This window comes from Actinomadura sp. RB99, assembly GCF_014706005.1.
Lineage (GTDB): Bacteria > Actinomycetota > Actinomycetes > Streptosporangiales > Streptosporangiaceae > Spirillospora.
This window is the reverse complement of sequence record NZ_JABMCA010000064.1, coordinates 13823-35902: the sequence shown is the minus strand read 5'-3', so window position 1 is coordinate 35902 and position 22080 is coordinate 13823. Positions and strand designations below refer to the sequence as shown.

14 protein-coding genes are annotated in these 22080 nt (G+C 73.3%); 9 read left to right on the top strand and 5 right to left on the bottom strand.

Features of this window, described 5'->3' with window-relative positions; genetic code table 11:
• Positions 1 to 116 precede the first annotated feature (116 nt).
• The 6 genes from amrb99_RS38200 (at position 117) to amrb99_RS38175 (ending at position 9408) form a co-directional block, all read left to right on the top strand.
• A complete protein-coding gene (locus amrb99_RS38200) occupies positions 117 to 1448 on the top strand; it encodes a transmembrane domain-containing protein (RefSeq protein WP_190865663.1) in 1332 nt (443 codons plus the stop codon).
• A 359-nt stretch (positions 1449 to 1807) separates the two neighbouring features.
• Positions 1808 to 3124 (top strand): hypothetical protein, encoded by a 1317-nt coding sequence (locus amrb99_RS38195; RefSeq protein WP_190865661.1) that lies wholly within the window; start codon positions 1808 to 1810, stop codon positions 3122 to 3124.
• A 538-nt stretch (positions 3125 to 3662) separates the two neighbouring features.
• The gene (locus amrb99_RS38190; RefSeq protein WP_190865659.1) at positions 3663 to 5504 is read left to right on the top strand and encodes a 2-oxoacid:acceptor oxidoreductase subunit alpha; all 1842 of its coding nucleotides are present in this window, start codon (positions 3663 to 3665) and stop codon (positions 5502 to 5504) included.
• On the top strand, positions 5497 to 6576 hold the full coding sequence (locus tag amrb99_RS38185) for a thiamine pyrophosphate-dependent enzyme (protein ID WP_190865657.1): 1080 nt from the start codon (positions 5497 to 5499) through the stop codon (positions 6574 to 6576). Before amrb99_RS38190 ends, amrb99_RS38185 begins: the two co-directional genes overlap by 8 nt.
• Before the next feature lie 236 nt (positions 6577 to 6812).
• Positions 6813 to 8381 carry a hypothetical protein gene (locus amrb99_RS38180; RefSeq protein ID WP_190865655.1) on the top strand — a complete coding sequence of 523 codons (1569 nt, stop codon included), beginning with the start codon at positions 6813 to 6815 and terminating at the stop codon, positions 8379 to 8381.
• 49 nt (positions 8382 to 8430) lie between these two features.
• A complete protein-coding gene (locus amrb99_RS38175) occupies positions 8431 to 9408 on the top strand; it encodes a LysR family transcriptional regulator (protein WP_190865653.1) in 978 nt (325 codons plus the stop codon).
• Positions 9409 to 9677: 269 nt separating this feature from the next.
• Here the strand turns inward: amrb99_RS38175 and amrb99_RS38170 are convergent, their stop codons facing one another.
• Together amrb99_RS38170 and amrb99_RS53480 are read right to left on the bottom strand one after the other, a co-directional pair.
• Positions 9678 to 10505: a YceI family protein gene (locus amrb99_RS38170; protein WP_190865651.1), complete on the bottom strand. Its 828-nt coding sequence runs from the start codon at positions 10503 to 10505 to the stop codon at positions 9678 to 9680.
• 81 nt (positions 10506 to 10586) lie between these two features.
• Positions 10587 to 13190: an MFS transporter gene (locus tag amrb99_RS53480; protein WP_190865649.1), complete on the bottom strand. Its 2604-nt coding sequence runs from the start codon at positions 13188 to 13190 to the stop codon at positions 10587 to 10589.
• 161 nt (positions 13191 to 13351) lie between these two features.
• Between amrb99_RS53480 and amrb99_RS38160 the strand changes: the two genes are divergently transcribed.
• The 3 genes from amrb99_RS38160 to amrb99_RS38150 all read left to right on the top strand — a co-directional run bounded on the left by amrb99_RS38160 (position 13352) and on the right by amrb99_RS38150 (position 18158).
• A complete protein-coding gene (locus tag amrb99_RS38160; protein WP_190865647.1) occupies positions 13352 to 13975 on the top strand; it encodes a TetR/AcrR family transcriptional regulator in 624 nt (207 codons plus the stop codon).
• Positions 13976 to 14287: 312 nt separating this feature from the next.
• Entirely contained in the window at positions 14288 to 16870 is a 2583-nt protein-coding gene (locus amrb99_RS38155; protein ID WP_190865645.1) for an alpha/beta fold hydrolase, read from the top strand.
• Between the two features lie 211 nt (positions 16871 to 17081).
• Entirely contained in the window at positions 17082 to 18158 is a 1077-nt protein-coding gene (locus tag amrb99_RS38150; RefSeq protein WP_241756320.1) for an ABC transporter permease subunit, read from the top strand.
• 526 nt (positions 18159 to 18684) lie between these two features.
• Here the strand turns inward: amrb99_RS38150 and amrb99_RS38145 are convergent.
• The 3 genes from amrb99_RS38145 to amrb99_RS38135 form a co-directional block, all read right to left on the bottom strand.
• Positions 18685 to 18996: a hypothetical protein gene (locus amrb99_RS38145; RefSeq protein ID WP_206700265.1), complete on the bottom strand. Its 312-nt coding sequence runs from the start codon at positions 18994 to 18996 to the stop codon at positions 18685 to 18687.
• A 331-nt stretch (positions 18997 to 19327) separates the two neighbouring features.
• Positions 19328 to 21271, bottom strand: coding sequence for an FtsX-like permease family protein (locus amrb99_RS38140; protein WP_190865641.1), 1944 nt, complete (start codon positions 21269 to 21271; stop codon positions 19328 to 19330).
• Entirely contained in the window at positions 21265 to 22002 is a 738-nt protein-coding gene (locus tag amrb99_RS38135; protein WP_190865639.1) for an ABC transporter ATP-binding protein, read from the bottom strand. The genes amrb99_RS38140 and amrb99_RS38135 overlap by 7 nt, the downstream gene beginning before the upstream one ends.
• Positions 22003 to 22080 lie beyond the last annotated feature (78 nt).

Sequence of the window (22080 nt, the reverse complement as noted above, 5' to 3'; positions counted from 1 at the left end):
GAAAGGGCATGCGCGAGTGTGACGTCGTACCTCCACCTCGGTGGATCACAATGTCATCGTTTTGCTGCACACTAGAGAACGCATTGGGGTCAGTTGACCTGGAAGGACGTGACCGGATGAGCAACCCTCCGCCGAACCCGGGCTGGGAGAACCCGGGTGGTGCCTCCTGGCCGCCTCCACCGCCTCCCGCGGGTCCCGGCGGCGCCCCCGGTCCGGGCGGCCCCGGCTACCCGGGTGGCCAGGGCGTTCCCGGTGCTCCGGGCGGCCCCGGCGCGCCGCCTCCCCCCGGCGGGTACGGCGGTCCCGGCGGCCCCGGCACACCGCCGCCGTTCTTCCCGCCGCCTCCCGGCCCCGGCGGCCCGATGGGTCCCGGCATGCCGCCGCCCAAGCGCAGCAGCGGCCCGCTCATCGCGGCGCTCGTCGGCGGCGCCGTCGTGGTGATCCTGATCATCGGCGCGGTGGTCTTCATCGTGGCGTCCAACGGCGGCGGCAAGTCGCCCGAGGACAAGCTGAAGGCCGCCGCCGACTCGATGGCCGCCGAGCGCGTCGTCGGGCTGAAGGGCGACTTCGGCGGCGGCGCCGACAACATCGAGGGCCAGCTCGACGTCACCAAGGGCGGCCGCGCGACCGGCCCGGTGACCTGGAACAGCGACAACGTCACGCTGCTGTCGGCGGACGGCAAGCTGTTCCTGAAGGCCGACGCCTCGTACTGGCGCGACCAGATCGAGAGCACCGAGGGCACGCCGTACTACCTCGGCAGCGGGCAGCAGTGGGGCCGGCTGAGCGCCGACAAACTCGACATCGACTTCAAGCAGGAGCTGTCGCCGACCGCCCTGGCCGCCAAGCTGCGGGCCGCGGCGACCGCCAAGGTCAAGCCGCTGAAGACGACGTGGGCCGGCAAGAAGGCGCTGAAGTTCACCACCTTCACCTCGACGCTCTACATCACCGACGCCGACGACGCCCAGCTGCTGCGCTACGAGGCGACCACGCCGCGCGTCGCGCTGGACGTCACGCCGAAGTCCTCGTCCGAGGCGTCCACGGTCATCTCCGCCATGCGCACCAGCATGGGCGACCTGAAGAACTCCTTCGACGCGTCGGCGCGCCCGTCGGTCGACGAGTGGAAGAAGGGCGGCTGCAACAGCAACTCCGGCTGCACCGTCGAGGCCAAGATCCGGCCGCCCTACGGGGCGTCCACGCCGCTGACGGTCGACGTCCGGTTCAACATCACCGCCGGCACGCTGACCGGCCGGGACCTCGGCAACTGCACCGACACGATCACGATCAACGACACCAGCTCGGTGTGGGCGAGCTGCCGGATCGCCACCTCCGCGTGGCAGAGCTGGGCCAAGTCCACCGGCGGCACGTTCTACAAGCACGCGCAGTACAAGGTGATCGGCGCCACGCCGTCGGAGGTCGCCTCGCTGCAGAGCGGGCTCGACAGCGAGTGAGCCCGCAGGTCGGGGCCGGGCGGCGCGGAGGCCGCCCGCCCCGGCCCTAGGTGGTGGTATGCCCGGCGATGCGCGGTTTCCGGTCCGGCCGCTCGCATCGTCGGGCATTCTTATGGCTTGTGAGCGCTGATCAGGACGACCCTTCTCCGGAGTCCGCACCTGGCCGGCCCGCACCGGACGACGTCCTCGTCGCCGGCGGCCCGCCCCGGACCGCACCCGCCACGCCGCCGCCCTCGCCGGCGCCGGGCGCCACCGCGCCGGACGGGATCCCGTACAACGGCCCGGCGCCCCACGGCGCGGACATGCCTCCCCAGGCCCCCGGAACGCCCGGCGCCCCTGAGATGCCAATGATGCCCGGGATGGCCGGACCTCCCGGGATGACCGGGATGCCGCTGCCGCCCGGGATCGGCGGGCCGCCGCCGCGCGGCGGGCGGCTCAAGAAGCGGCTGGCGACCGGCGCGGGCGTCGCCGTGGTCGTGGCGGCCGCCGCGACCGTCGCCGTGGTGTTCATCTCCGACGACGACGCCCCCGGCAAGCCGCGCCCGAAGCCGTCGAGAACCGCGCCCTCGGCCTGGGCGCTGGAGGCGGGACGGCAGCTCACCTCCGGCCCCGGCTTCCGCTACCAGGGCACGCTCACCGCCGCGAACGGCCGCCCCGTCCAGGCCGACGTGCAGGTCACGGCGGCGGGATCGGCGATCGGCACGCTGGCGGCGGGCCCGCTGACCGCAGAAGTCGTGGCCGCCGGCGGCGACACCTACCTCAAGGCCGGGACGCAGTTCTGGCGCGAGTACGCGGGCGAGAGCGCGCACCCCGAGAACTACGCGGGCCGCTGGTCGAAGGCGCCCGCCGCCGTCCCCGGCTTCGACGTCCCGGACGTGCTGGGCGCGCAGGCGATCGCGAAGGCGCTCACCAAGGCGCCCGCGAAACCGCCCACCGAGACCGTGAACGGCGTCCGCGCCTACAAGATCAGGACGTCGGGCGCGAACTACCTGGTGTCGGCGGCGGCGCCGTACCGGCTGGTCGCCGTGCAGGCGGCCGGCGCCGACGCCGCCCGGTTCAGCGTCGCCGACCTGCCGAACCCCGCCGCGCTGTTCGCGCGGCTGCGGCCCCGGGTGAAGGCGCTCGCCGGCGCCGCCGACCCGAGCCTGCACTTCGACCCCGGCAAGCTCACCTTCGTCAACTGCGACCAGAACCCGGCGGGCTGCACGGTGCGCGTCCCGGCGACGCTGTCGTCACCGGACACGGTGCCGGACGGCGCGCGCGCGGCGCTGCGCGCGTCGATCACCACCCGCGGCACCCCGCTCGGGTCCTGCACCGCGTCCGCGCCGGTGCCGACGAACCGGTCGTTCGTGCTGACCTGCACCGTCGCCGGACGGGCCTGGCGGACGTGGGTGAAGTCGGCGCTCGACCACCCCGGCTCCTACCCGTACTCGGCGCAGGCCCGCGTGATCGGCGAGGCCCTCACCGCCGCGGACGTCAAGGCGCTGCTGGCCAAGCTCGACAAGGAGCGGAGCGCGGTGGTGAAGAGCACACTGTCCGGTGCCCCCGGCGGCGCGACCGGCTCCCCGTCGCCCGGAACGAGCGGCGCGCCGGGCACCGGCGCGTCCGGCGCGCCGAAGAAGTCCGGTGCGACCGGGCCCCGCGCCGCCGGGACGGGCGGTACCGGCCGGCCCTGAAACCCCTACCCCCGGGGGCCGGGGCCGGTTGAACAGAACGAAATTCAGCCTGTCTACACTGCGGCTGTGAACTCCGTGCCCTCGGGGAGCGACGGCTCCCCGGCCCATCCCGCCCAGCTGGTCAGGCGGCTGCACGTCGATCTGTGCCGGCTGGCCAGCGCCCTGTGTTCAGCGGTGAACCCGGGGACCCGTCCGGCTCGTAGCACCGGTTAGGACCTGCCCGAATCCGGCCGGGACGCGTGATCTCCCACCCGAGGTGATAACCCTTGAAGTACGGGGTCATGACCTCCCCGAGGGCGGGATGTCGCACATGACGGGCGGAGCGACGGCCGCGGTCCGCGCCTCTCGGACCACGGCCGCCGCCGGCGAAGAACGGACGGCACCGGGCCGCACGCCCGGCGCCGCCGTGCCGCTGAGCGGCCCGATCCCCGAGACCAGCATTCCATCCCGGACATACCATGAAGGTAAGCCTTAGTAGCATCACGATCCTGGGTGCCTCCCCCAGGACGGGTGCTGCGCGTCGAGGAGGTCTTCCTCTGTGACCAAACAGGTCCAGCAGCTCGACCGCGTCATCATCCGCTTCGCCGGGGACTCCGGTGACGGGATGCAGTTGACCGGCGACCGCTTCACCCAGGAGACGGCGGCGTTCGGCAACGACTTGTCGACGCTGCCGAACTTCCCGGCCGAAATCCGCGCCCCCGCCGGGACCCTCCCCGGCGTGTCCAGTTTCCAGCTGCACTTCGCCGACCACGACATCCTCACGCCGGGCGACGCGCCCGACGTGCTGGTCGCGATGAACCCGGCCGCCCTCAAGGCCAACCTCGGGGACCTGCCCCGCGGGGCGGACCTGATCATCAACACCGACGAGTTCAGCAAGCGCAACCTCGCCAAGGTCGGCTACGCCGCCGACCCGGTCACCGACGGCTCGCTCGCCGAGTACCGGGTGCACGCGCTGCCGCTCACCTCCATGACGGTGACCGCGCTCGAGGGCTACGAGATCTCCAAGAAGGACGCCGAGCGCGCGAAGAACATGTTCGCGCTCGGGCTGCTGTCGTGGCTGTACCACCGTCCCACCGAGGGGACCATCGGCTTCCTCGAGCGCAAGTTCGCCAAGAAGCCCGAGATCATGAAGGCGAACATCGCCGCCTTCCAGGCGGGCTGGAGCTACGGCGAGACCACCGAGGCGTTCTCGGTGCAGTACGAGGTCAAGCCGGCCGAGCACGAGGCCGGCCTCTACCGCAACATCACCGGCAACGCCGCGCTGTCCCTCGGCATCGTCGCCGCGGGCGTGCAGAGCGGCCTGCCCGTCTACCTCGGCTCCTACCCGATCACCCCGGCCTCCGACATCCTGCACGAGCTGTCCAAGCACAAGCGGTTCGGCGTCCGGACGTTCCAGGCCGAGGACGAGATCGCCGCGGTCGGCGCGGCGCTCGGCGCCTCCTTCGGCGGGTCGCTCGGCGTCACCACCACCTCCGGCCCCGGCATCGCGCTGAAGAGCGAGACGATCGGCCTCGCCGTCGCGACGGAACTCCCGCTGCTGGTCATCGACGTGCAGCGGGCCGGACCGTCCACCGGACTGCCGACCAAGACCGAGCAGGCCGACCTGATGCAGGCCATGTACGGCCGCAACGGCGAGGCGCCCGTCCCGGTCATCGCGCCCCAGTCCCCCTCGGACTGCTTCGACGCGGCGCTGGAGGCGGCCCGCATCGCGGTGAAGTACCGCACCCCCGTCATCCTGCTGTCCGACGGCTACCTCGCCAACGGCTCCGAGCCGTGGAAGCTGCCGGACGTGGCGGCGCTGCCGAAGATCGAACCGAACTTCGCGGCCCCGTCCGAGGAGCCCTTCGAGCCGTTCCGGCGCGACCCCGAGACCCTGGCCCGCCCCTGGGCGGTCCCGGGCACCGCCGGCCTGGAGCACCGGATCGGCGGCCTGGAGAAGGCCGACGTCACCGGCAACATCTCCTACGACCCGGCCAACCACGACACGATGGTCCGGCTCCGCCAGGCCAAGGTCGACGGCATCGCCAACGACATCGCGCCGCTCGCGGTCGACGACCCGTCCGGCCGGGCGCGCGTCCTCGTGATGGGCTGGGGCGGCACCTACGGCGCGATCTCCGCGGCGGTCCGGCGCGTCCGGGCGGAGGGCCGCGACGTGGCGCAGGCGCACCTGCGGCACCTCAACCCGTTCCCCGCGAACCTGCCGGAGGTGCTGCGCTCCTACGACAAGGTCGTCGTCCCCGAGATCAACCTCGGCCAGCTGTCGATGCTGCTGCGCGGCCGGCTGCTGATCGACGTGATCGGCTACAACCAGGTCCGGGGCCTGCCCTTCAAGTCGGAGGAGCTGCAGGACGTCATCCAGGAAGTGATCGACAGTGAGTGACACCAACGGAAACGGCGCCGTGAACGGCAACGGACGCAGCCTGCTCTCCCTGGTCCCCAAGACCGACCAGAAGCAGACGATGAAGGACTTCAAGACCGACCAGGAGGTGCGCTGGTGCCCCGGGTGCGGTGACTACGCGATCCTCGCGGCCGTCCAGTCCTTCCTGCCCGAGCTCGGGCTGCGCCGCGAGAACATCACGTTCATCTCCGGCATCGGCTGCTCGTCGCGGTTCCCGTACTACATGAACACCTACGGGTTCCACTCGATCCACGGCCGCGCGCCGGCGATCGCGACGGGCCTCGCCACGTCCCGGCCCGACCTGTCGGTCTGGGTCGTCACCGGCGACGGCGACTCGCTGTCCATCGGCGGCAACCACCTGATCCACGCGCTGCGCCGCAACGTCAACCTGAAGATCCTGCTGTTCAACAACCGGATCTACGGGCTGACCAAGGGCCAGTACTCGCCCACCTCCGAGACCGGCAAGATCACCAAGTCGACCCCGATGGGCTCGCTGGACGCGCCGTTCAACCCGCTGTCGCTGGCGATCGGCGCGGAGGGCAGCTTCGTCGCCCGCACCATCGACTCCGACCGCAAGCACCTGCAGTCGGTGCTGCGCGCCGCCGCCGAGCACCGCGGCACCGCGCTGGTCGAGATCTACCAGAACTGCAACATCTTCAACGACGGCGCGTTCGACCCGCTCAAGGACGCCGCCGTCCGCGACGACATCACGATCCGCCTGGAGGACGGCGAGCCGATCGTCTTCGGCGCCGACCGGCAGAAGGCCCTGCGCCGGACGCCGTCGGGCTCGTTCGAGGTGGTGAACGTCGCCGACGTCCCCGCGTCGGACATCGCGGTGCACGACGCCGCGAACCCGGACCCGTCGATGGCGTTCGCGCTGTCGCGGCTGGACCAGCCGGCGTTCGAGCACACCCCGATCGGCATCTTCCGCAACGTCGACCGCCCGTCCTACGACGAGCTGATGCGCGCGCAGGTCGAGGAGGCCGTCGAGACGCAGGGCGCGGGCGACCTCGCCGCGCTGCTCGCCGGCGGCGACACCTGGCGCATCGACTGACGCACCGTCCGGGGCCCGTCCCCCGGGCGGGCACTGACGCCGTCAGCGTTCCGGAAAGCCCGCCCCCGCATACCGCGGGGGCGGGTTTTCCGCGCTTTGGAACCGCGCGGACGGGGCAGTGTTCATCACGGGATGAGCAATCGGCGATCGTTGGCCGGGTTCGGCCGCGACACGATGCGGGACACTGTCTCATCCTGAAAGACTGTCGCAGATCTTGTCAGCCCGGGGAGGTGACGATGCGGGTCGTTCCGCGCCGCAACAAGGGTCGTCGGCAGGCAGAGGACACCGCTCCGCCCAGCCCTCCCCCAGCGGCCGCCCCGGACCGTCCGCTCGCCTGGCCGCCGCCGCCCGCCCCTCTCCTCGACCCGTCCGAGCGGTCCGCCCCGTCCACGGACGCGGCGCCACCCGAGCAAGGCGCCCCGGACAAGCAGGACGCGCCGGACAAGCCCGCACAGGCGCACGGCGCCGCGTCCCCCGAGCAGTCCACGTCGCCCGGGCGGACCACGCCGCTGGAGCAGACCGCCCCGCTAGGCCAGACCGCACCGCTAGGCCAGACCGCAGCGTCCGAGCACAGCACACTGACCGAGCAGGACGCGTCGCGCGAGCAGCCTCAGCCAAGCGCGCCGACCGAGCAGACCACGCCGCTGGGCCAAGCCGCCGTACCTGGGCAGGGCACCTCGCCCGAGCAGGACGCGCGGACCGCGCCACTGGCACAGGCCGCGCCACCCGAACAGGCCGCGCCGCCTGGGCAGGCCGCGCCGCCTGGGCAGGCCGCGCCGCCTGGGCAGGCCACGGCGCCCATGCCGTCCGTCTCGCCCGAGCAGGCTCAGCGAGCCGAGTCCCCCACGCGCGCGGCGCAGGACGCCTCGCAGGATGCGCCAGGAATCGGCGAGCCCGCGCCGTTCGGACGGGGCGGAGCGGTCCCGTCGCCTGCTCAAGCGCTCGGGCAGGACGATCTGACCGGGCGGACGCCGACGGAGCCGTTCGAGCCGGTGCCCGGCCCCACGCTGATCCCCGCCCCGGAGGGGCCGCCACCCGCCCGGCCGGCACCCGCCCGGCCTGCGCGAGCGGTGGGCTTCACGCCGCCCGAACGGCCGGAACCGGCGCCGGCGCGCGGTCCGGAACGGACCACGGCGGTGCTGCCGGTGCCCGAGATCCCGGACGCGGACCGGCGGCGCCGGGCCCGCGCCGAGCAGCGGCGCCGCGCGGCGGCCGAGACCAAGCGCAGCCGCGCCGCGCGCCGCCAGGGCCTGGAGTACCGGGAACGGCCCGTCCCGGAGCCGGTCCAGGCCGCCGACCAGCACCGGTCCGCGCTGGTGATCATGGTGTTGACGCTCGGGCTGCTGATCGCCGCGGTCGCGGTGACCGGCGGCATGATCGCCTCGTCCATGCGGACGCGGCCGGTGACGCTGGCCGCCCCGCTGCACGTGTACCCGGTGACGCAGGCGTCGCCGGGGCAGTGCCCGGCCGGGACGCCCGGGATCACCGGGCAGGCCGCCGCCGGCGTGACCTGCTACCGGCTCGCGCAGGGCATCGCGATCCACAAGGTCGCCGACCTGCGGGTGCAGAAGTCGCGCGGGACGTCCGGGTACGACGTGGCGCTCACGCTGCGGCCCGTCGACCGGCACGCGTTCGCGCGGCTGACCAGCGCGACCGTGGGCCGCGACCTGGCGTTCGTGGTCCGCGACCGGCTGATCACCCTGCCGCGCGTCGACATGCCGATCAGGGACGGGAAGGTCGTGGTGACCGGCTCGCCGACCCGGTCCGCCGCGAACACCCTCGTCCGCGAGCTCAAGGGACGCTGACGGGCCCGCGCTTTGGCCCGTCCGGCGGTCGTCGGGCAGGCTGGACGGCGTGGACCTGGATCTCGCGCAGGTGCGGGCGTTCGTCGCGACCGCCGAGCAGCTGCATTTCGGGCGCGCGGCGGGCGAGCTGTTCCTCACCCAGCAGGCGCTGTCGAAGCGGGTCGCGCGGCTGGAGGACGTCCTCGGCGTGCGGCTGTTCGACCGCACGGGGCACTCGGTGCGGCTGACGGCGGCGGGCGAGCGGTTCCTGGAGCCGGCGCGGCGCGCGCTCGCGGCGGCGGACGACGCCATCGTGGCGGCACGGCGCGACGACCGGCCGCTGCGCCTGGACGTGTGGGGCCACCTGTTCGACCCGATGCGGACGATCCGGCGGGTCGTGGCGCGCCGTCCCGACCTGCCGATCGAGCCGAACCTGAAGCGGGGGCTGTCCGAGGTCGTCACGGCGCTGCGGCGCGGTGACAGCGACGTGGGCTTCGGCCGCGTCCACGCGCTGGACGAGCCGCTGCCGGACGGGCTGGCGCACCGGCTGGTGCGGCTCGCGCCGATGGCGGCGGTGATGGGCGCGTCGCATCCGCTGGCGGGCGCGGCGGCGCTGCGTCCCGCCGACCTCGCCGGGACGACGGTGTGGTTCCCCGCCGAGATCGGCAAGCTCGACTTCCTCGACCGGTTCCTGGCCGAGTTCGGGCTGTCCGGCGAGTTCGGCGGGGTCAACCTGGGACTGGACTACTTCCTCGACCACCTGCGCGAGGAGCCCGGGCACGTGTCGCTGCTGCCGGCGGACGTGGCCGTGCCGGCGGACGTCCGGTCGGTGCCGCTGACCGATCCCGTCCCGCTGTACTCGTGGTCGCTGATCTGGCGGGCCCGCGAGCAGCATCCGGTGCTGCGGGCGCTGCTCGCGGAGTTCGCGGCGGCGGCGCGGGAGCACGGCTGGCTGGACTACGACCCCGCCGCGCACTGGCTCCCGGCCACCGAACTGGACACCCGCCCCACCGGCGCCGCGAGGACGCCCCGCCGAGCGCGCCCCTGAACAACGCCCGCCACTCCGCCGCCCACGAGCCCGACCAGCGCCACCTGCCTCCACCGGCGCCGCCCGCTTCCGCCGGGCGCCGCCCGGCTCTGCCAGCGCCACCGCCTCCGCCGACGCCGTCCGCTTCAGCCGGGCACTGCCCTCCACCGACGCCAACCGCTTCGGCCGGGCGCCGCCCGCCTCCGGCAGCGCCGCCCGCCTCCGGCGACGCCGTCCGCTTCGGCCGGGCGCTGCCCGCCTCCGCGAGTGTCCGCGGCTTCGGGTGCCGGTCAGGCCTGGGGCAGCTCGGTGCCCTGGACGGCCTGGATCTCCAGCTCGACCTTCAGGCTCTCGCCGACCATCGCGATCCCCGCCTCCAGGATCTGGTTGTAGCGGATCGCGAAGTCGGTGCGGCGCAGCTCCGCCGTCGCGCGGAACGCCGCGCGCGTCCCGCCCCACGGGTCGCCGCCGCTGCCGAGGAACAGCATGTCCAGGTCGACGGGCTTGGTGACCCCGTTCAGGGTGAGGTGGCCGTGCACCGTCCAGCGGTCCGGGCCGGTCGCGGTGAGCCCCTCGCCCTCGTAGGAGACCACCGGGTGCTCGTCGACGTTCAGGAAGTCGGCCGAGCGCAGGTGGTCGTCGCGCAGCTTGTTGCCGGTGTCGATGGACGCCGCCTCGATCCGGGCCGTCACCCGGGACGCCTCCACCGGCTCGGTGATCTCGATGCTCCCCTCGAACGCGGCGAACCGGCCGCGCACGCTGGACAGCCCGAGGTGCTGCGCGACCGCCCCGACGTTCGAGTGCGCCGGGTCGATCGTCCACGGGCCGGGCGGCGGCAGCTCGGTGCCGCCCGCGCGGGCCAGCACCAGCGTGCCGAGGTCCGCCGCGCCGGACGCGTGCACGATCAGCGTCGACGCCGTCGGCTGGAACCCCATCGCCGTGACGATCACCGTGTAGGTGCCGGCGGGCAGCGGACCGGCGGCGAGCACGCCGTCCTCCCCGGTCTGCTCCCGCGCGACCTGCCGGCCCGCCAGGTTCGTGACCGTGACGATGGCGTGCCGCACCGCCCAGCCGTCCTTGGTCCGCACCGATCCGCGCAGACCGCGCCTGTCATCCATCAACGACCCGCACTCCAGTTTCGTGGCTCGTGTGATTGCGTCGGCCGGGGCCGCCCCGGTCGGGCGGCCCCGGCGTCGGTCCTACTCGTCGGGGTAGCCGAGCTCCAGGTCGTGGTCGTCGAGGCCGCCGCCGGCCAGCGACAGGCCGCTCGCCACCGGCGGGTAGCCGGACGCGATGACGGTGTACTGGCCGCCGGTCAGGTCGGTGAACGCGTACTCCCCGTCCGGGCCGGTGATCGCCATCGCGACGACGTTGCCGGCCGCGTCCACCAGCGTGACGCGGGCGTCGCCGACCGGCTCGCCGGCGTCGTTGCGGACCGTTCCGCGGACGCGGGCGCCCGCGGGCAGCTCGACGTCCAGCCGGGTCTGCCCGCCGCCCGCCACCTCCACCGGGAGCGCGACCGGGCGGTGCGCCGCGGCGCTGACCGCGAGCGTGTACGAGCCGGTCATGACGTCCTTGAAGGCGTACTGGCCGGACGCGTCGGTGCGGCCGGTGCCGACGACCTCGCCGCGCACGTCGGTGACGACGACCATCGCGTTCGCGATCGGGCTGCCGCCGGCGCTGCGGACCGTCCCGCCGAGGCCGCCGTTGCCGGCCAGCATCAGGTCGAACTCGACCGGGCGGTCGCCGACGACGAGGGTCGCGGCCTGCGGCTCGTGCTCGCCGGTCGCGGCGATCAGCACGTAGGTGCCGGGGCCGGGGGTCGGCAGCGCGTAGCGGCCGTCGTCCTGGGTGATCGCGCGGCCGAGCTGGTGCCCGTCCACCCCGATCAGCGTCAGCGCGGCGGACGGGACGGGCGCGCCGTCGCCGGAGCGGACCACGCCGCGGACGGGGACGCCGCCCGCGCCCTGCCGCATGAGCCCGTCCTGCGCGAAGGCGTTCTGCTGCGCGAGGAGCCGGGCCTGCGCGGCCGGATCGGCCGCCGTGGACCCGCCGGGAGCCGCGGCCATGCCGTTGGACGGCAGGCCGTTAGCGGGCATTTCGTTCATCGCCATCTCCTTGGGGACCGCACCTGCCCCGACCGACGCCAGCTGCTGCTCCACGGCCGGTTCGTGGCCGCGGGCGTGCCTGCCGACGGCCGTGGCGGCGCCATTGGGGGGCACCGGCGTGGACGGCTGGGCGTCCGCCGGCGTGGTGGCGGGGGCCTGCGGGGCCTGCTGGCCCGTGCCGGCCCTGCCGCGCAGCGGCAGCTCCTTCATCGCCAGCACCGTGATGAGGCCGACGACCGCGACCGGCACGCCGAAGATGAAGACGTGCTCCAGCGAGTGCGTGAACGCGGTGAGCACGATCGACTTGAACGGCTCGGGCAGCGCGTGCACCTGGGCGGGGGTGCCGAGGGAGCCGCCGCCCTTCGGCATCGGCAGGTGCGCCTCGCGCAGCCCCTTGGCGAGCTCGCCGGGCAGCTTGTTGTTCAGGATCGCGCCGAACGCCGCGACGCCGACCGCGCCGCCGAGGTTCCGGAAGAACGACACACCGGACGTGGTGGACGCCAGGTCCTCCATCTTCGCGGCGTTCTGCGCGGCGAGGATCAGGATCTGCATGGTCAGGCCGAGCCCCACGCCGAGCAGCGCGAGGTCGCCGCCGATCTCCACCTTCGACGAGTCGACGTGCAGCCGCGACAGCAGGTACAGCCCGGCGCCCACGCACACCAGGCCGATCACCGGGTAGATCTTGTACTTGCCGAGCCGGGTAACGAGCTGGCCGGACGCGATGGAGGCGATCAGCATGCCGACCACCAGCGGCAGCGTCATCAGGCCGGACGCGGTGGGGCTCAGGCCCTTGACGACCTGCAGGTACTGCGGCATGTAGATCATGACGCCGAACATCGCCATGCCGACGCAGAGCGAGCCGAGCGAGGTCAGCACGAACGTCCCGTTGCGGAACAGCCGGGGCGGCAGGATCGGCTGCCGCGCGGCGCGCTCGGCGAACACCGCGCCGATCACCAGCACGACCGCGATCGCGCCCAGCACGTACGTCCACGTGGAGGCCCACTCGAACTGGTTGCCGCCCATCGACAGCAGCAGCATCACCGCGGTCGCCGAGCCGGTGATGGTGAACGCCCCGAACACGTCGATCCGGGTGTCGCGCTTCACCTTCGGCAGCTTGAGGACCTTCTGGATCACCGCGAAGGCGACGATCGCGAGGGGCACGCAGACGTAGAAGCACCAGCGCCAGCCTAGACCGTCGGCGTCCACGAGGAACCCGCCGAGCAGCGGCCCGGCGACGGTGGCCACGCCGAACACGGCGCCGATGTACCCGGAGTAGCGGCCGCGCTGCCGGGGCTCGACGATGTCGCCGAGGATGACCTGCGCCAGCGCGGACAGCCCGCCGGCGCCGAGGCCCTGGACGGCGCGGGCCGCGATCAGCATGCCGATGTTCTGGGACAGCCCGCCCGCCACGGACGCGACCACGAAGATCAGGAGCGCGGTCTGGAAGGAGAGCTTGCGGCCGATGATGTCGGAGACCTTGCCCCACAGCGGGGTCGAGGCCGTCATCGTCAGGAGGGTGGCGCTGGCCACCCACGACAGCTGGTCCTGACCGCCGAGGTCTCCGACGATGGTCGGCAGGGCCGTGCTGACCACCGTGGACGAGATCATCGACGTCAGCAACGCCATCATCAGGCCGGAGAGGATCTCCAGGATCTGGCGGTGCGTGTACTGCGGTCTCGCTTGCTCTGGCGCCATCGGCCCCGCCGACGGCGCCACGCTCGCTTGAGCCACCATGCCCCCATGGAACGTAATTACCTGTGTTTTGCATATATGCTATGTACACGCTTGTTTACTTGCAACTCGGGGGATACTGGGGCGATTCGGTGATCCATACGGGGACGGATCGGGATTCGATGATGAGCGTCGAGCAGGCCGAGCAGCGCGAGCAGCGCGAACACCGCAAGCGCGACCGGGAGGCGACCCGTCGCCGCATCCTGGACGCCGCTCGCGATCTGTTCGGCGAGCACGGTTACGACGGCGTCACGGTCCGCATGATCGCCTCCGCCGCCGACGCCAACACCGCCCTGGTCAACCGGTACTTCGGCTCCAAGGCCGCGCTGTTCGGCGAGGTCCTGGCCGGCGAGTCCGCGCTGCGCGGCGTCATCGCCGGCGACCCCGCCGGGCTGCCCCGCCGGCTCGCCGAGCACTTCGTCCGGCAGGCCTCCCTGCACCGCGTGACGCCCATGGCCCGGATGATCGACCGCTCCGCCGGCAGCCCCGAGGTCAAGCAGATCCTGCTCGGCTACCTCGAAGACGTGATCATCGAGCCGATCGTCGCGCAACTCGACGGCCCGAACCCGCGCGCCCGCGCCCTGCTCGCCTCCACGATCATCATGGGCGGCGGCCCTGTCCGCCGCCTGCTCGGCCTCAACGACCTGCGCAGCGCCGACCCGGCCGAACTCACCGACCGCCTCACCGCGATGTTCACCGCCGCTCTCTCCCCCTACTCCCCCAGCCCGGCTCACCCCGCCACGGCCTAGCCACCTCCGCCCGATCACCACCCACTCCCGGGTCCGGCGTCGTCCGAACGAACCGCGAACACCGTGCTCCACAACCACCGTGGGACACGCACGGCGCGACGCCCGGGCGCCATCAGGTACGCGTGCATGGGCCATGGGCGGCGTAAGCACGGACATGGGGTGAGCGTGCGCGCCGTGCGGCGCGGTGGAGAGTGATCGGGGCCTGGTACGCCGGGGGGTGTAACGGTGGAGCGGTGTGTACAACGGCGGGCGCAGGGGAGATCGGCGCGAGGGCGGAGGGGCGCGCGGCAGGGGCGCGAATAGGCTGCTGGCATGACGGCGGTGGGGGGCGCGATCCGGGCGCGATGGGGCAGGACGGGCCGCACGGCGCGCTGGACCGCCGCCGGGTCCGCCGTGGCGCTGGCCGCGGGCGCCGCCGTCTGGGGTGTCGGCGCCGACGGCCCGCCCCGCGTGCGCACCGTCGACCAGCGCGTCCAGGTCGTCGACGGCCCGCACGACGACCAGCGTGTGACCCTCGACACCACCTTCTACAAGCCGGTCGGGCACGGTAAGGCACCGGCGATCCTGCTCGGCCACGGGTTCGGCGGCGACAAGTACGACGTCGCGGGCGAGGCGCGCTCCCTGGCCCGCGACGGCTACGCCGTCCTGACCTGGACGGCCCGCGGGTTCGGCGCGTCCACGGGGCAGATCGCGCTCGACTCCCCCGACTACGAGGTCAAGGACGCCCGGCAGCTCATCGACTGGCTGGCGAAACGGCCGGAGGTGCGACTGGACGGGCCCGGCGACCCGCGCGTCGGCATGACCGGCGAGTCCTACGGCGGCGCGATCGCGCTGATGACCGCCGCCTACGACCGGCGCGTCGACGCCATCGCGCCGGAGATCACCTGGAACAGCCTGCCGGACGTGCTGTTCCCCAACGCCGCCGGCGCCGGACCCGAGAAGGGCGTGTTCAAGAAGCTGTGGGCCGGCGTCTTCTTCAACAGCGGCTCCCGCGGCGCCGGGTGCGGACGGTTCCTGCCGTCCCTCTGCGCCATGTACCAGAAGGTCGCCGAGCAGGGCGGGCCCACCGCCGACGCGATCGCCACGCTGCGCCGGTCGAGCCCCGCCTCCGTCGCCGACCGGATCACGGTGCCGACCCTGCTCGTCCAGGGGCAGTCCGACTCCCTGTTCCCCCTCGACCAGGCCGACGCGAACGCGCGCGCCATCGCCCGCAACGGCGCGCCCGTCTCGGTCGTCTGGTACCAGGGCGGGCACGACGGCGGCGATCCCGAGACCGGACGCGTGCGCGGGCTCGTCCGCGACTTCTTCGACGCGCGGCTCCGGCACGGCGAGGTGCGCGGCACCCGGTTCACGGTGACCCGGGCGGGCGGCCTCGACTCCTCCACCCAGCAGGTCGTCGTGCAGGAGGCGAAGGCCCGCACGTACCCAGGACTCTCCGGCGACCCGCAGCACCTCCCGCTGGACGGCGTCGAGCAGACGATCCACAACCCGGCCGGCGGCACCCCCGCGGCCGTCTCCGCGCTCCCCGGGCTCGGCGCGCTGGGCTCGCTCGGGTCGCTCGGCGCCGCGGGCGGCGGCCTCCCCGCCGACATGCCCGGGCAGACCGCCACGTTCGACACCCGTCCGCTCGATCACTCCCTCCGCATCACCGGCGCCGCCACCGTCCGCCTCAAGGCCGCGAAGGACACCACCACCAAGGATCCGGCGGAGAACGATCCCTCCGGCGCCCCTCCTGCGGAAAGCGCCCCCTCCGGCGAGCCTTCTGCGGAAAGCGCCCCCTCCGGCCAGGAGCCGGCGGAAGGCGGACCGCTCTTCGCCAAGCTCTACGACGTGTCGCCGGACGGCTCCGCCGCCCCCGCCCGGCGGATCGCGGCGCCCTTCCGCGTGACCGGCGGCGAGGTCACCGTCACCCTGCCCGCGATGGACTACCGGTTCGACCGCGGCCACCGCCTCCGGCTCGTCATCGCCACCACCGACATGGGCTTCGCGACACCGCCGCAACCCGCCGCGTACCAGGTGCGCGCCGTGTCGGGGCTGACCGTTCCAACGGACGCGTCCCTGCTCACGACGCCCACCCCGATCCCCGCCTGGGTGTGGATCCTGCCTCTGGCGGGGCTCGCGATCGCCGCCTCGCTGCTCCTCGGCGTCCGCCGCAGCCGGTCCCGCGAACGCGACGCCGACGTCCCCCTGGAGATCACCGGGCTCACCAAGGCGTACAAGAACGGCCACCTCGCGGTCGCCGACCTGTCGTTCCGCGTCGAGAAGGGACAGGTGCTCGGCCTCCTCGGCCCGAACGGCGCGGGCAAGACCACCACCCTCCGCATGCTGATGGGCCTCATCCGCCCCGACGCCGGCGAGATCCGCATCTTCGGCCACCGCGTCACCCCCGGCGCGCCCGTCCTCGCCCGCCTCGGCTCGTTCGTCGAGGGCCCCGGGTTCCTGCCGCACCTGTCCGGACGCGACAACCTCGACCTGTACTGGCGCGCCACGGGCCGGCCCGCCGCCGACGCGCACATGGACGAGGCCCTCGCGATCGCCGGCCTCGGAACCGCCCTCGACCGCGCCGTCCGCACCTACTCGCAGGGCATGCGGCAGCGCCTCGCCATCGCGCAGGCGATGCTCGGCCTGCCCGACCTGCTCGTCCTCGACGAACCCACCAACGGGCTCGACCCGCCGCAGATCCGCGAGATGCGCGAGGTCCTCGTCCGGTACGCCGCCGCGGGCCGCACTGTGATCGTCTCCAGCCACCTCCTCGCCGAGGTGGAGCAGACCTGCACGCACGCCGTCGTCATGGCCGGCGGCCGCCGCGTCGCCGCCGGTCCCGTCGCCGACATCGTCGGCTCCGGCCGCCGGCTGGAGGACGCCTTCCTGGAGATCATCGGAGAGACCCCATGACCGCCCGCGAGGACGACCACCCCTCCAGCAGGACGACGGTGACCGACACGACGCCGGGGCACACGACATGACCACGTCCAGAGAACCCAAGGCAGGCGGAACGGCCGCCCACGGAGAGCCCGAACCCGGCGCACCCACGGTCCCCGAAGACCGCCCCGCGCCCGAAACGCACGCGAACAGCACGCCTCCATCCGAAACGAGCCCGAACGGCATGTCTCCGCTCGAGGCCCGCCCGAACGGCACCTCACCACCCGAGACGAGCGCGAACAGCACCCCGCCACCCGAGGCACTTCCGAACGGCACCCCACCGGTCAAGGCGCAGCCGAACAGCACCTCACCACCCGAGACGAGCCCGAACGGCACGCCTCCGCTCGAGGCGCAGCCGAACGACACCTCACCGCCCGAGGTACAGCCGAACGACACCTCACCGCCCGAGGCGCCGCCGGAGGGCATGTCTCCGGTCGGGTACAGCGTGCGGCGCACTCTTCCGCTGCGGGTCGAGGCGGTGCGGCAGTTCCGCCGCCGGCGCACTCTCATCGCGTTCGGCATCCTCCTCGTCCTGCCCTGGGTGCTGGTCGGCGCGTTCAAGATCGGCGGCTCGCCGTCCGGGAACGGGGTCCCGAGCCTGGTGGACGTCGCCACCTCCGGAGCCCTGAACTTCACGCTGTTCGCCCTGTTCGTCTCGACCGGGTTCCTCCTCGTCGTCGCCGTCGCCCTGTTCTGCGGCGACACCGTGGCCAGCGAGGCCGGCTGGTCGTCGCTGCGCTACCTGCTCGCCGCGCCCGTCCCGCGCGCCCGCCTCCTGCGCCAGAAACTGATCGTGGCCCTCGGCTACTCGGTCGCCGCCGTCATCACCCTCCCCGCCATGTCGCTGGTCGCGGGCACCGTCGGCTTCGGCTGGTCGGACGTCGAACTCCCCACGGGCGGCACCGTCCCGACCTCGACCGCGCTCGCCCGCATGGCGATCGTCGTCGGCTACTCCCTCGCCGCCCAGCTCGTCGTCGCCGCCCTGGCGTTCCTGCTCTCGGTCGTCACCGACTCCCCGCTCGGCGCGGTCGGCGGCGCGGTCGGCCTCGTCATCGTCAGCAACATCCTGGACGCCGTCACCGCCCTCGGCTCCTGGCGCGACTTCCTGCCGACGCACTGGATGTACTCGTGGATGGACGCCCTCCAGCCGCAGATCCAGTGGACCGGCATGGCCAAGGGGGCGGCCATCTCCTTCACCTACGCCGCCGTCCTCCTCGCGCTCGCCTTCCGCCGCTTCCACGCCCGCGACATCGTGTCCTGACCGCCCTTACCGCCTGGCGCCCCGGCAGCGGAACGATCTTCCTCGGCCACTTTCGGCCGCCACTGAACGTGATCAATTGACCACGTCAGGTCGACCTCGCTTCGCGAAAACCGGTCGAACCGGCAGGGGATGTCGCATAAGCTCGCTGAACCTTGCCTCCGGCGGCCACGTCCTATGGAGTACGGGTGACATCGGCTCGATCGACGGGTTAAACCCGGCCCGACGGGGGAGATGATCAACATGGCACGGCAGCAGCTCATCAAGCGCCCCAAGCCCCCACGTCAACCGAGCCCGCCAGACCTGAGGACTCCCTCGGGACGTCTCCTGCCGTACTGACACCCGTTCCCCGCCCGCCTCCTGAAACCCGACCCCGCCCCACCTGCCACAGGACCACCCACCACCCGCGATATCCACACCGGCGCCGCATCACGAGCGCGCCTCTCGATGGCTGTTCCGGCCCGGCAACGACACGATGCCTGGTCGCTGCCGAGTTTCTTTCCGGCCCGGCCCGGCACGACGCGGACGCCTAGTCGCTGCCGAGTTCCTTGCGGAGCGAGTCGGTGAAGGAACGCAGCGCCGCCATGGTCTGGTCGTAGTGCTCGTCACCGGGCGATCCGGCACGCCAGCACAGCCGGACGAAGGCGGTCGCGCGATCACGGGTCTCCTGGGTGCAGAGCAGGTGGATGACCGCCCGGCCTCTCTGCAACTGGGTCTGCCACTCGCGCAACTCGACGGGGTCGTGTCCTTCGACCCACTCCCTGCTGCCGCTGCGGAGCTCGTAGATGTTGGTGCCCGCGCTGACCATCTCCGCCGCGCCGGCCAGCTTCTGGTCACGCAACCATCTGTGCTGCTCACCCCGGCTCTTGATCCACGCTCCCAGGAGGGCCCCGGAAAGGCCCAGCAACGCACCGATGATCCCGGCCAGGACGTTGACCACACGCAGAGACTAACCCGATCATCCCGGACGGCCCAGCCGGAACGTCCACGAGCGGAAGCGCCTCGGCGGGACGGATCGAGCTGCACCGCCAACGTCCTCAGAGCGGCGGTCGCCCGTTCCCGCTCCGTCCTCGGCGGACCTTCGGTGGTTCTGCCCACCCGCCGAACACGCACCCTGATCAAAGTCTCACCACCACGACGCCTTCGAACGCACGGCGGTCATGCATCGGCCTTCACTCCCGGGCGGCTAGGAGGGCGACTGGGCGGGGCTTGGTCGCGGAGTAGGTCGTCCAGATGCTGGCGGCTCCGGTGACGGCGAAGGCGGCGACCGTGGTGATCCCAAGGAGGGTCCAGGGGACGTCGACCAGGGGTCGGCCTGCGGCGCGGAGGGAGGCGGCGAGCATGCCGGCGAGGGCTCCTGCGGCGACCGTGCAGCCGAGGACGAGGCCGATGGCGGTGACCGCCCACGACTCGATCAGAGCGGCGCGGATCACCTGGGGGCGGGTCAGGCCCGTGACACGGGCGGCGGCGAACTCGGTGCGGCGCTCGGTTCCGGCGATCATGACGGCGTTGATGACCGCGACCACCGCGTAGCCGCCGGCCATGCCCATGAGGACGGCGAGGATCCCCACGTTGCCCCGCTGCTGCGCGGCGGTCCTGTCGTCCGCCCACTGCGGGACGGTCTGGACCTTGTCGGCTCCCGCCGCGCGCATCGCCGTCCGGACCGTCGAACGGCTCGCGCCGGGAGCGAGGCGGATCACGGTCTCGGACTTCGCCGCGGCGAGGGTGGAGGCGGGGACGAGGTCGCGCGGCACGAGGAAGGTCTCGGAGTAGTTCTCCAGCGTCGGCCGAAGGGCGGCGACGACCTTCAGCCGCGTCTTGTGGCCGTTGACGGCGGCGGTCACGGTGGAGCCGACCCGGATCCCCGACTCCGCCATGCCGGGACCGAGGGCGATCGTCCGGCCGTGAAGCCGGGTGAGCGAACCCGCACGGAGATGCAGATCGTGGGTGCGGGTGTAGGCGGAGGCGTCGATCGCGACGATGCCCGCATAGTGCGTCTGTCGCCACGTTCGGTTCACCTCGTGGTGTCGGGCGGTCACGCTCATGGGGAGGGACAGCTGCGGTGATGCGGCCGCGACGCCGGGGACGGCGGCGATGCGGTCCAGGTCGGCTCCGGACGAGGTCACCACCAGGTCGCCCCGGACGAGGTGGCGTTGCTCCTCGCCCGACATCAGGGCGAGGGACCCGAGGGTGCCGGTCAGGCCGAGGAGCAGGGCGACCAGGACGATGAGCGGGGCTGCGGTGGACGCGCTGCGGCGCACCCCGTCGCGGAGGTTGGCCTGGGCCAGCTCGCCGAGGGTGCTGGTGCGGAGGACGGTGCCGAGGACGCGTCCGGCGAGGGGGACGGCGAGGGGGCTCAGCGCGCTGAGCGAGACGGCGCCCATGATGGAGATGCCGAGGCCCATGAGCATGGCGCCGAGCAGGTCGGCGGACTGGGCGAGCGTCACCATCCAGATCGTGAACGCGAGGGAGGACAGCCCGGCCAGCCAGCGCACCGGGGTCATCACGCGGGCAGCGCCTCCGGTGTCGCGCAGCGCCTCCAGCGGGCGGACCTTCGCGGCGCGGCGCGCCGCGGCGAGCACCCCCACGAGGGCGACCGTGACCCCGACGCAGCCCGAGGCGATGAGGACGCCGCCGTCCCAGACGAGCGGGAACCCGTCCGGCAGGAAGCCGAGCGCGATCAGCAGCCGAGCCTGCAGCCAGGTCGCCGGGAGGCCGACAAGCACGCCGAGCGCCGTGCCGGTGAGGCCGAGCAACAGCGCCTCACCGAGCAGCAGCAGGACGAGCTGGCCCCGGCCGCCGCCGACGAGGCGCAGCAGGGCGAGGTCGCGGCGGCGCTGGGCGACGGTGAAGGCGAACGTCGAGCTGACGATGAAGACGGTGAGGAAGGCCGACAGCATCACCGTCATGCCGAGCAGCGTGGCCGCCCCGGCGTAGCCCTCGCGGAGGTCCTCCCTGGCCCGGCCGGTGACGCCGGGCGGGATCGGTGCCCGGTCCGTGGCCACCATGACCAGCAGGGACGACTGCACGAGCGCCACACCGAGCGCCACGGCGGTGATGGCGCCCGCGAAGAGCCGCCAGCGTTCCCGGAAGGTGTTCACGGCGAGGGTCAGCACGGGGCGGCCTCCAACCGGGCGAGCCGGTCGGCCACCTCGCGGGCGGTGGGGCGGACGAGCCGGTCGACGAGCCGCCCGTCGGACATGAACACGACGGCGTCGGCGTGCGCCGCCGCGGCCGGGTCGTGGGTGACCATGGCGATGCTCTGCCCTTCCCGGTCGACCATGGCCCGCAGCAGGCCGAGAACCGTGCGGGCGGACGCGGAGTCGAGCGCGCCGGTCGGCTCGTCGGCGAACAGGACGGCCGGACGCGTGACCATGGCGCGGGCGATCGCCACGCGCTGCTGCTGCCCGCCGGACAGCTCGCGCGGCCGGTGCCGCAGCCGGTCGCCCAGCCCGACCGCGGCGAGCACCGCGCGCACCTCGTCGCGGCGGACGCGGGCGCCGGCGAGCTTGAGCGGGAGCGCGACGTTCTGCTCGGCGGTGAGCGAGCCGATGAGGTTGAAGCTCTGGAAGACGAAGCCCATCGTGCGGCGCCGCAGCCCGGTCAGCACCGCGTCGGGCGCGCCGGTGATCTCCTGCCCGGCGAGGAGGACCCGGCCCCGCGTCACCCGGTCGAGCCCGGCGGCGCAGTGCAGCAGGGTGGACTTCCCGGAACCGGAGGGGCCCATCACCGCCGTCCATGATCCGGCGGGGAAGGCGATGGAGACGCCGTCGAGGGCGCGGACCAGCGCGTTGCCGCCGCCGTACTCGCGGGTGACGTCCCGCAGCTCGGCGGCGGGCGCCCCCATCGGGACCCGGACCCGTCCTCCGGCCGCCGCCCCGGCTCCCGGTGCACCATCCGCGGGCGTGCCGACCACCGGCGCACT

What these genes read in the sequence shown, in the direction of transcription:
- amrb99_RS38135 (WP_190865639.1), bottom strand. Translation starts at nt 22,002, where the DNA reads ATGGGGGCGCCCGCCGCCGAGCTGCGGGACGTCACCCGCGAGTACGGC.
- amrb99_RS38200 (WP_190865663.1), top strand. Translation starts at nt 117, where the DNA reads ATGAGCAACCCTCCGCCGAACCCGGGCTGGGAGAACCCGGGTGGTGCC.
- amrb99_RS38195 (WP_190865661.1), top strand. Translation starts at nt 1,808, where the DNA reads ATGGCCGGACCTCCCGGGATGACCGGGATGCCGCTGCCGCCCGGGATC.
- amrb99_RS38155 (WP_190865645.1), top strand. Translation starts at nt 14,288, where the DNA reads ATGACGGCGGTGGGGGGCGCGATCCGGGCGCGATGGGGCAGGACGGGC.
- amrb99_RS38180 (WP_190865655.1), top strand. Translation starts at nt 6,813, where the DNA reads ATGCGGGTCGTTCCGCGCCGCAACAAGGGTCGTCGGCAGGCAGAGGAC.
- amrb99_RS38170 (WP_190865651.1), bottom strand. Translation starts at nt 10,505, where the DNA reads ATGGATGACAGGCGCGGTCTGCGCGGATCGGTGCGGACCAAGGACGGC.
- amrb99_RS38150 (WP_241756320.1), top strand. Translation starts at nt 17,082, where the DNA reads ATGTCTCCGCTCGAGGCCCGCCCGAACGGCACCTCACCACCCGAGACG.
- amrb99_RS38160 (WP_190865647.1), top strand. Translation starts at nt 13,352, where the DNA reads ATGAGCGTCGAGCAGGCCGAGCAGCGCGAGCAGCGCGAACACCGCAAG.
- amrb99_RS53480 (WP_190865649.1), bottom strand. Translation starts at nt 13,190, where the DNA reads ATGGCGCCAGAGCAAGCGAGACCGCAGTACACGCACCGCCAGATCCTG.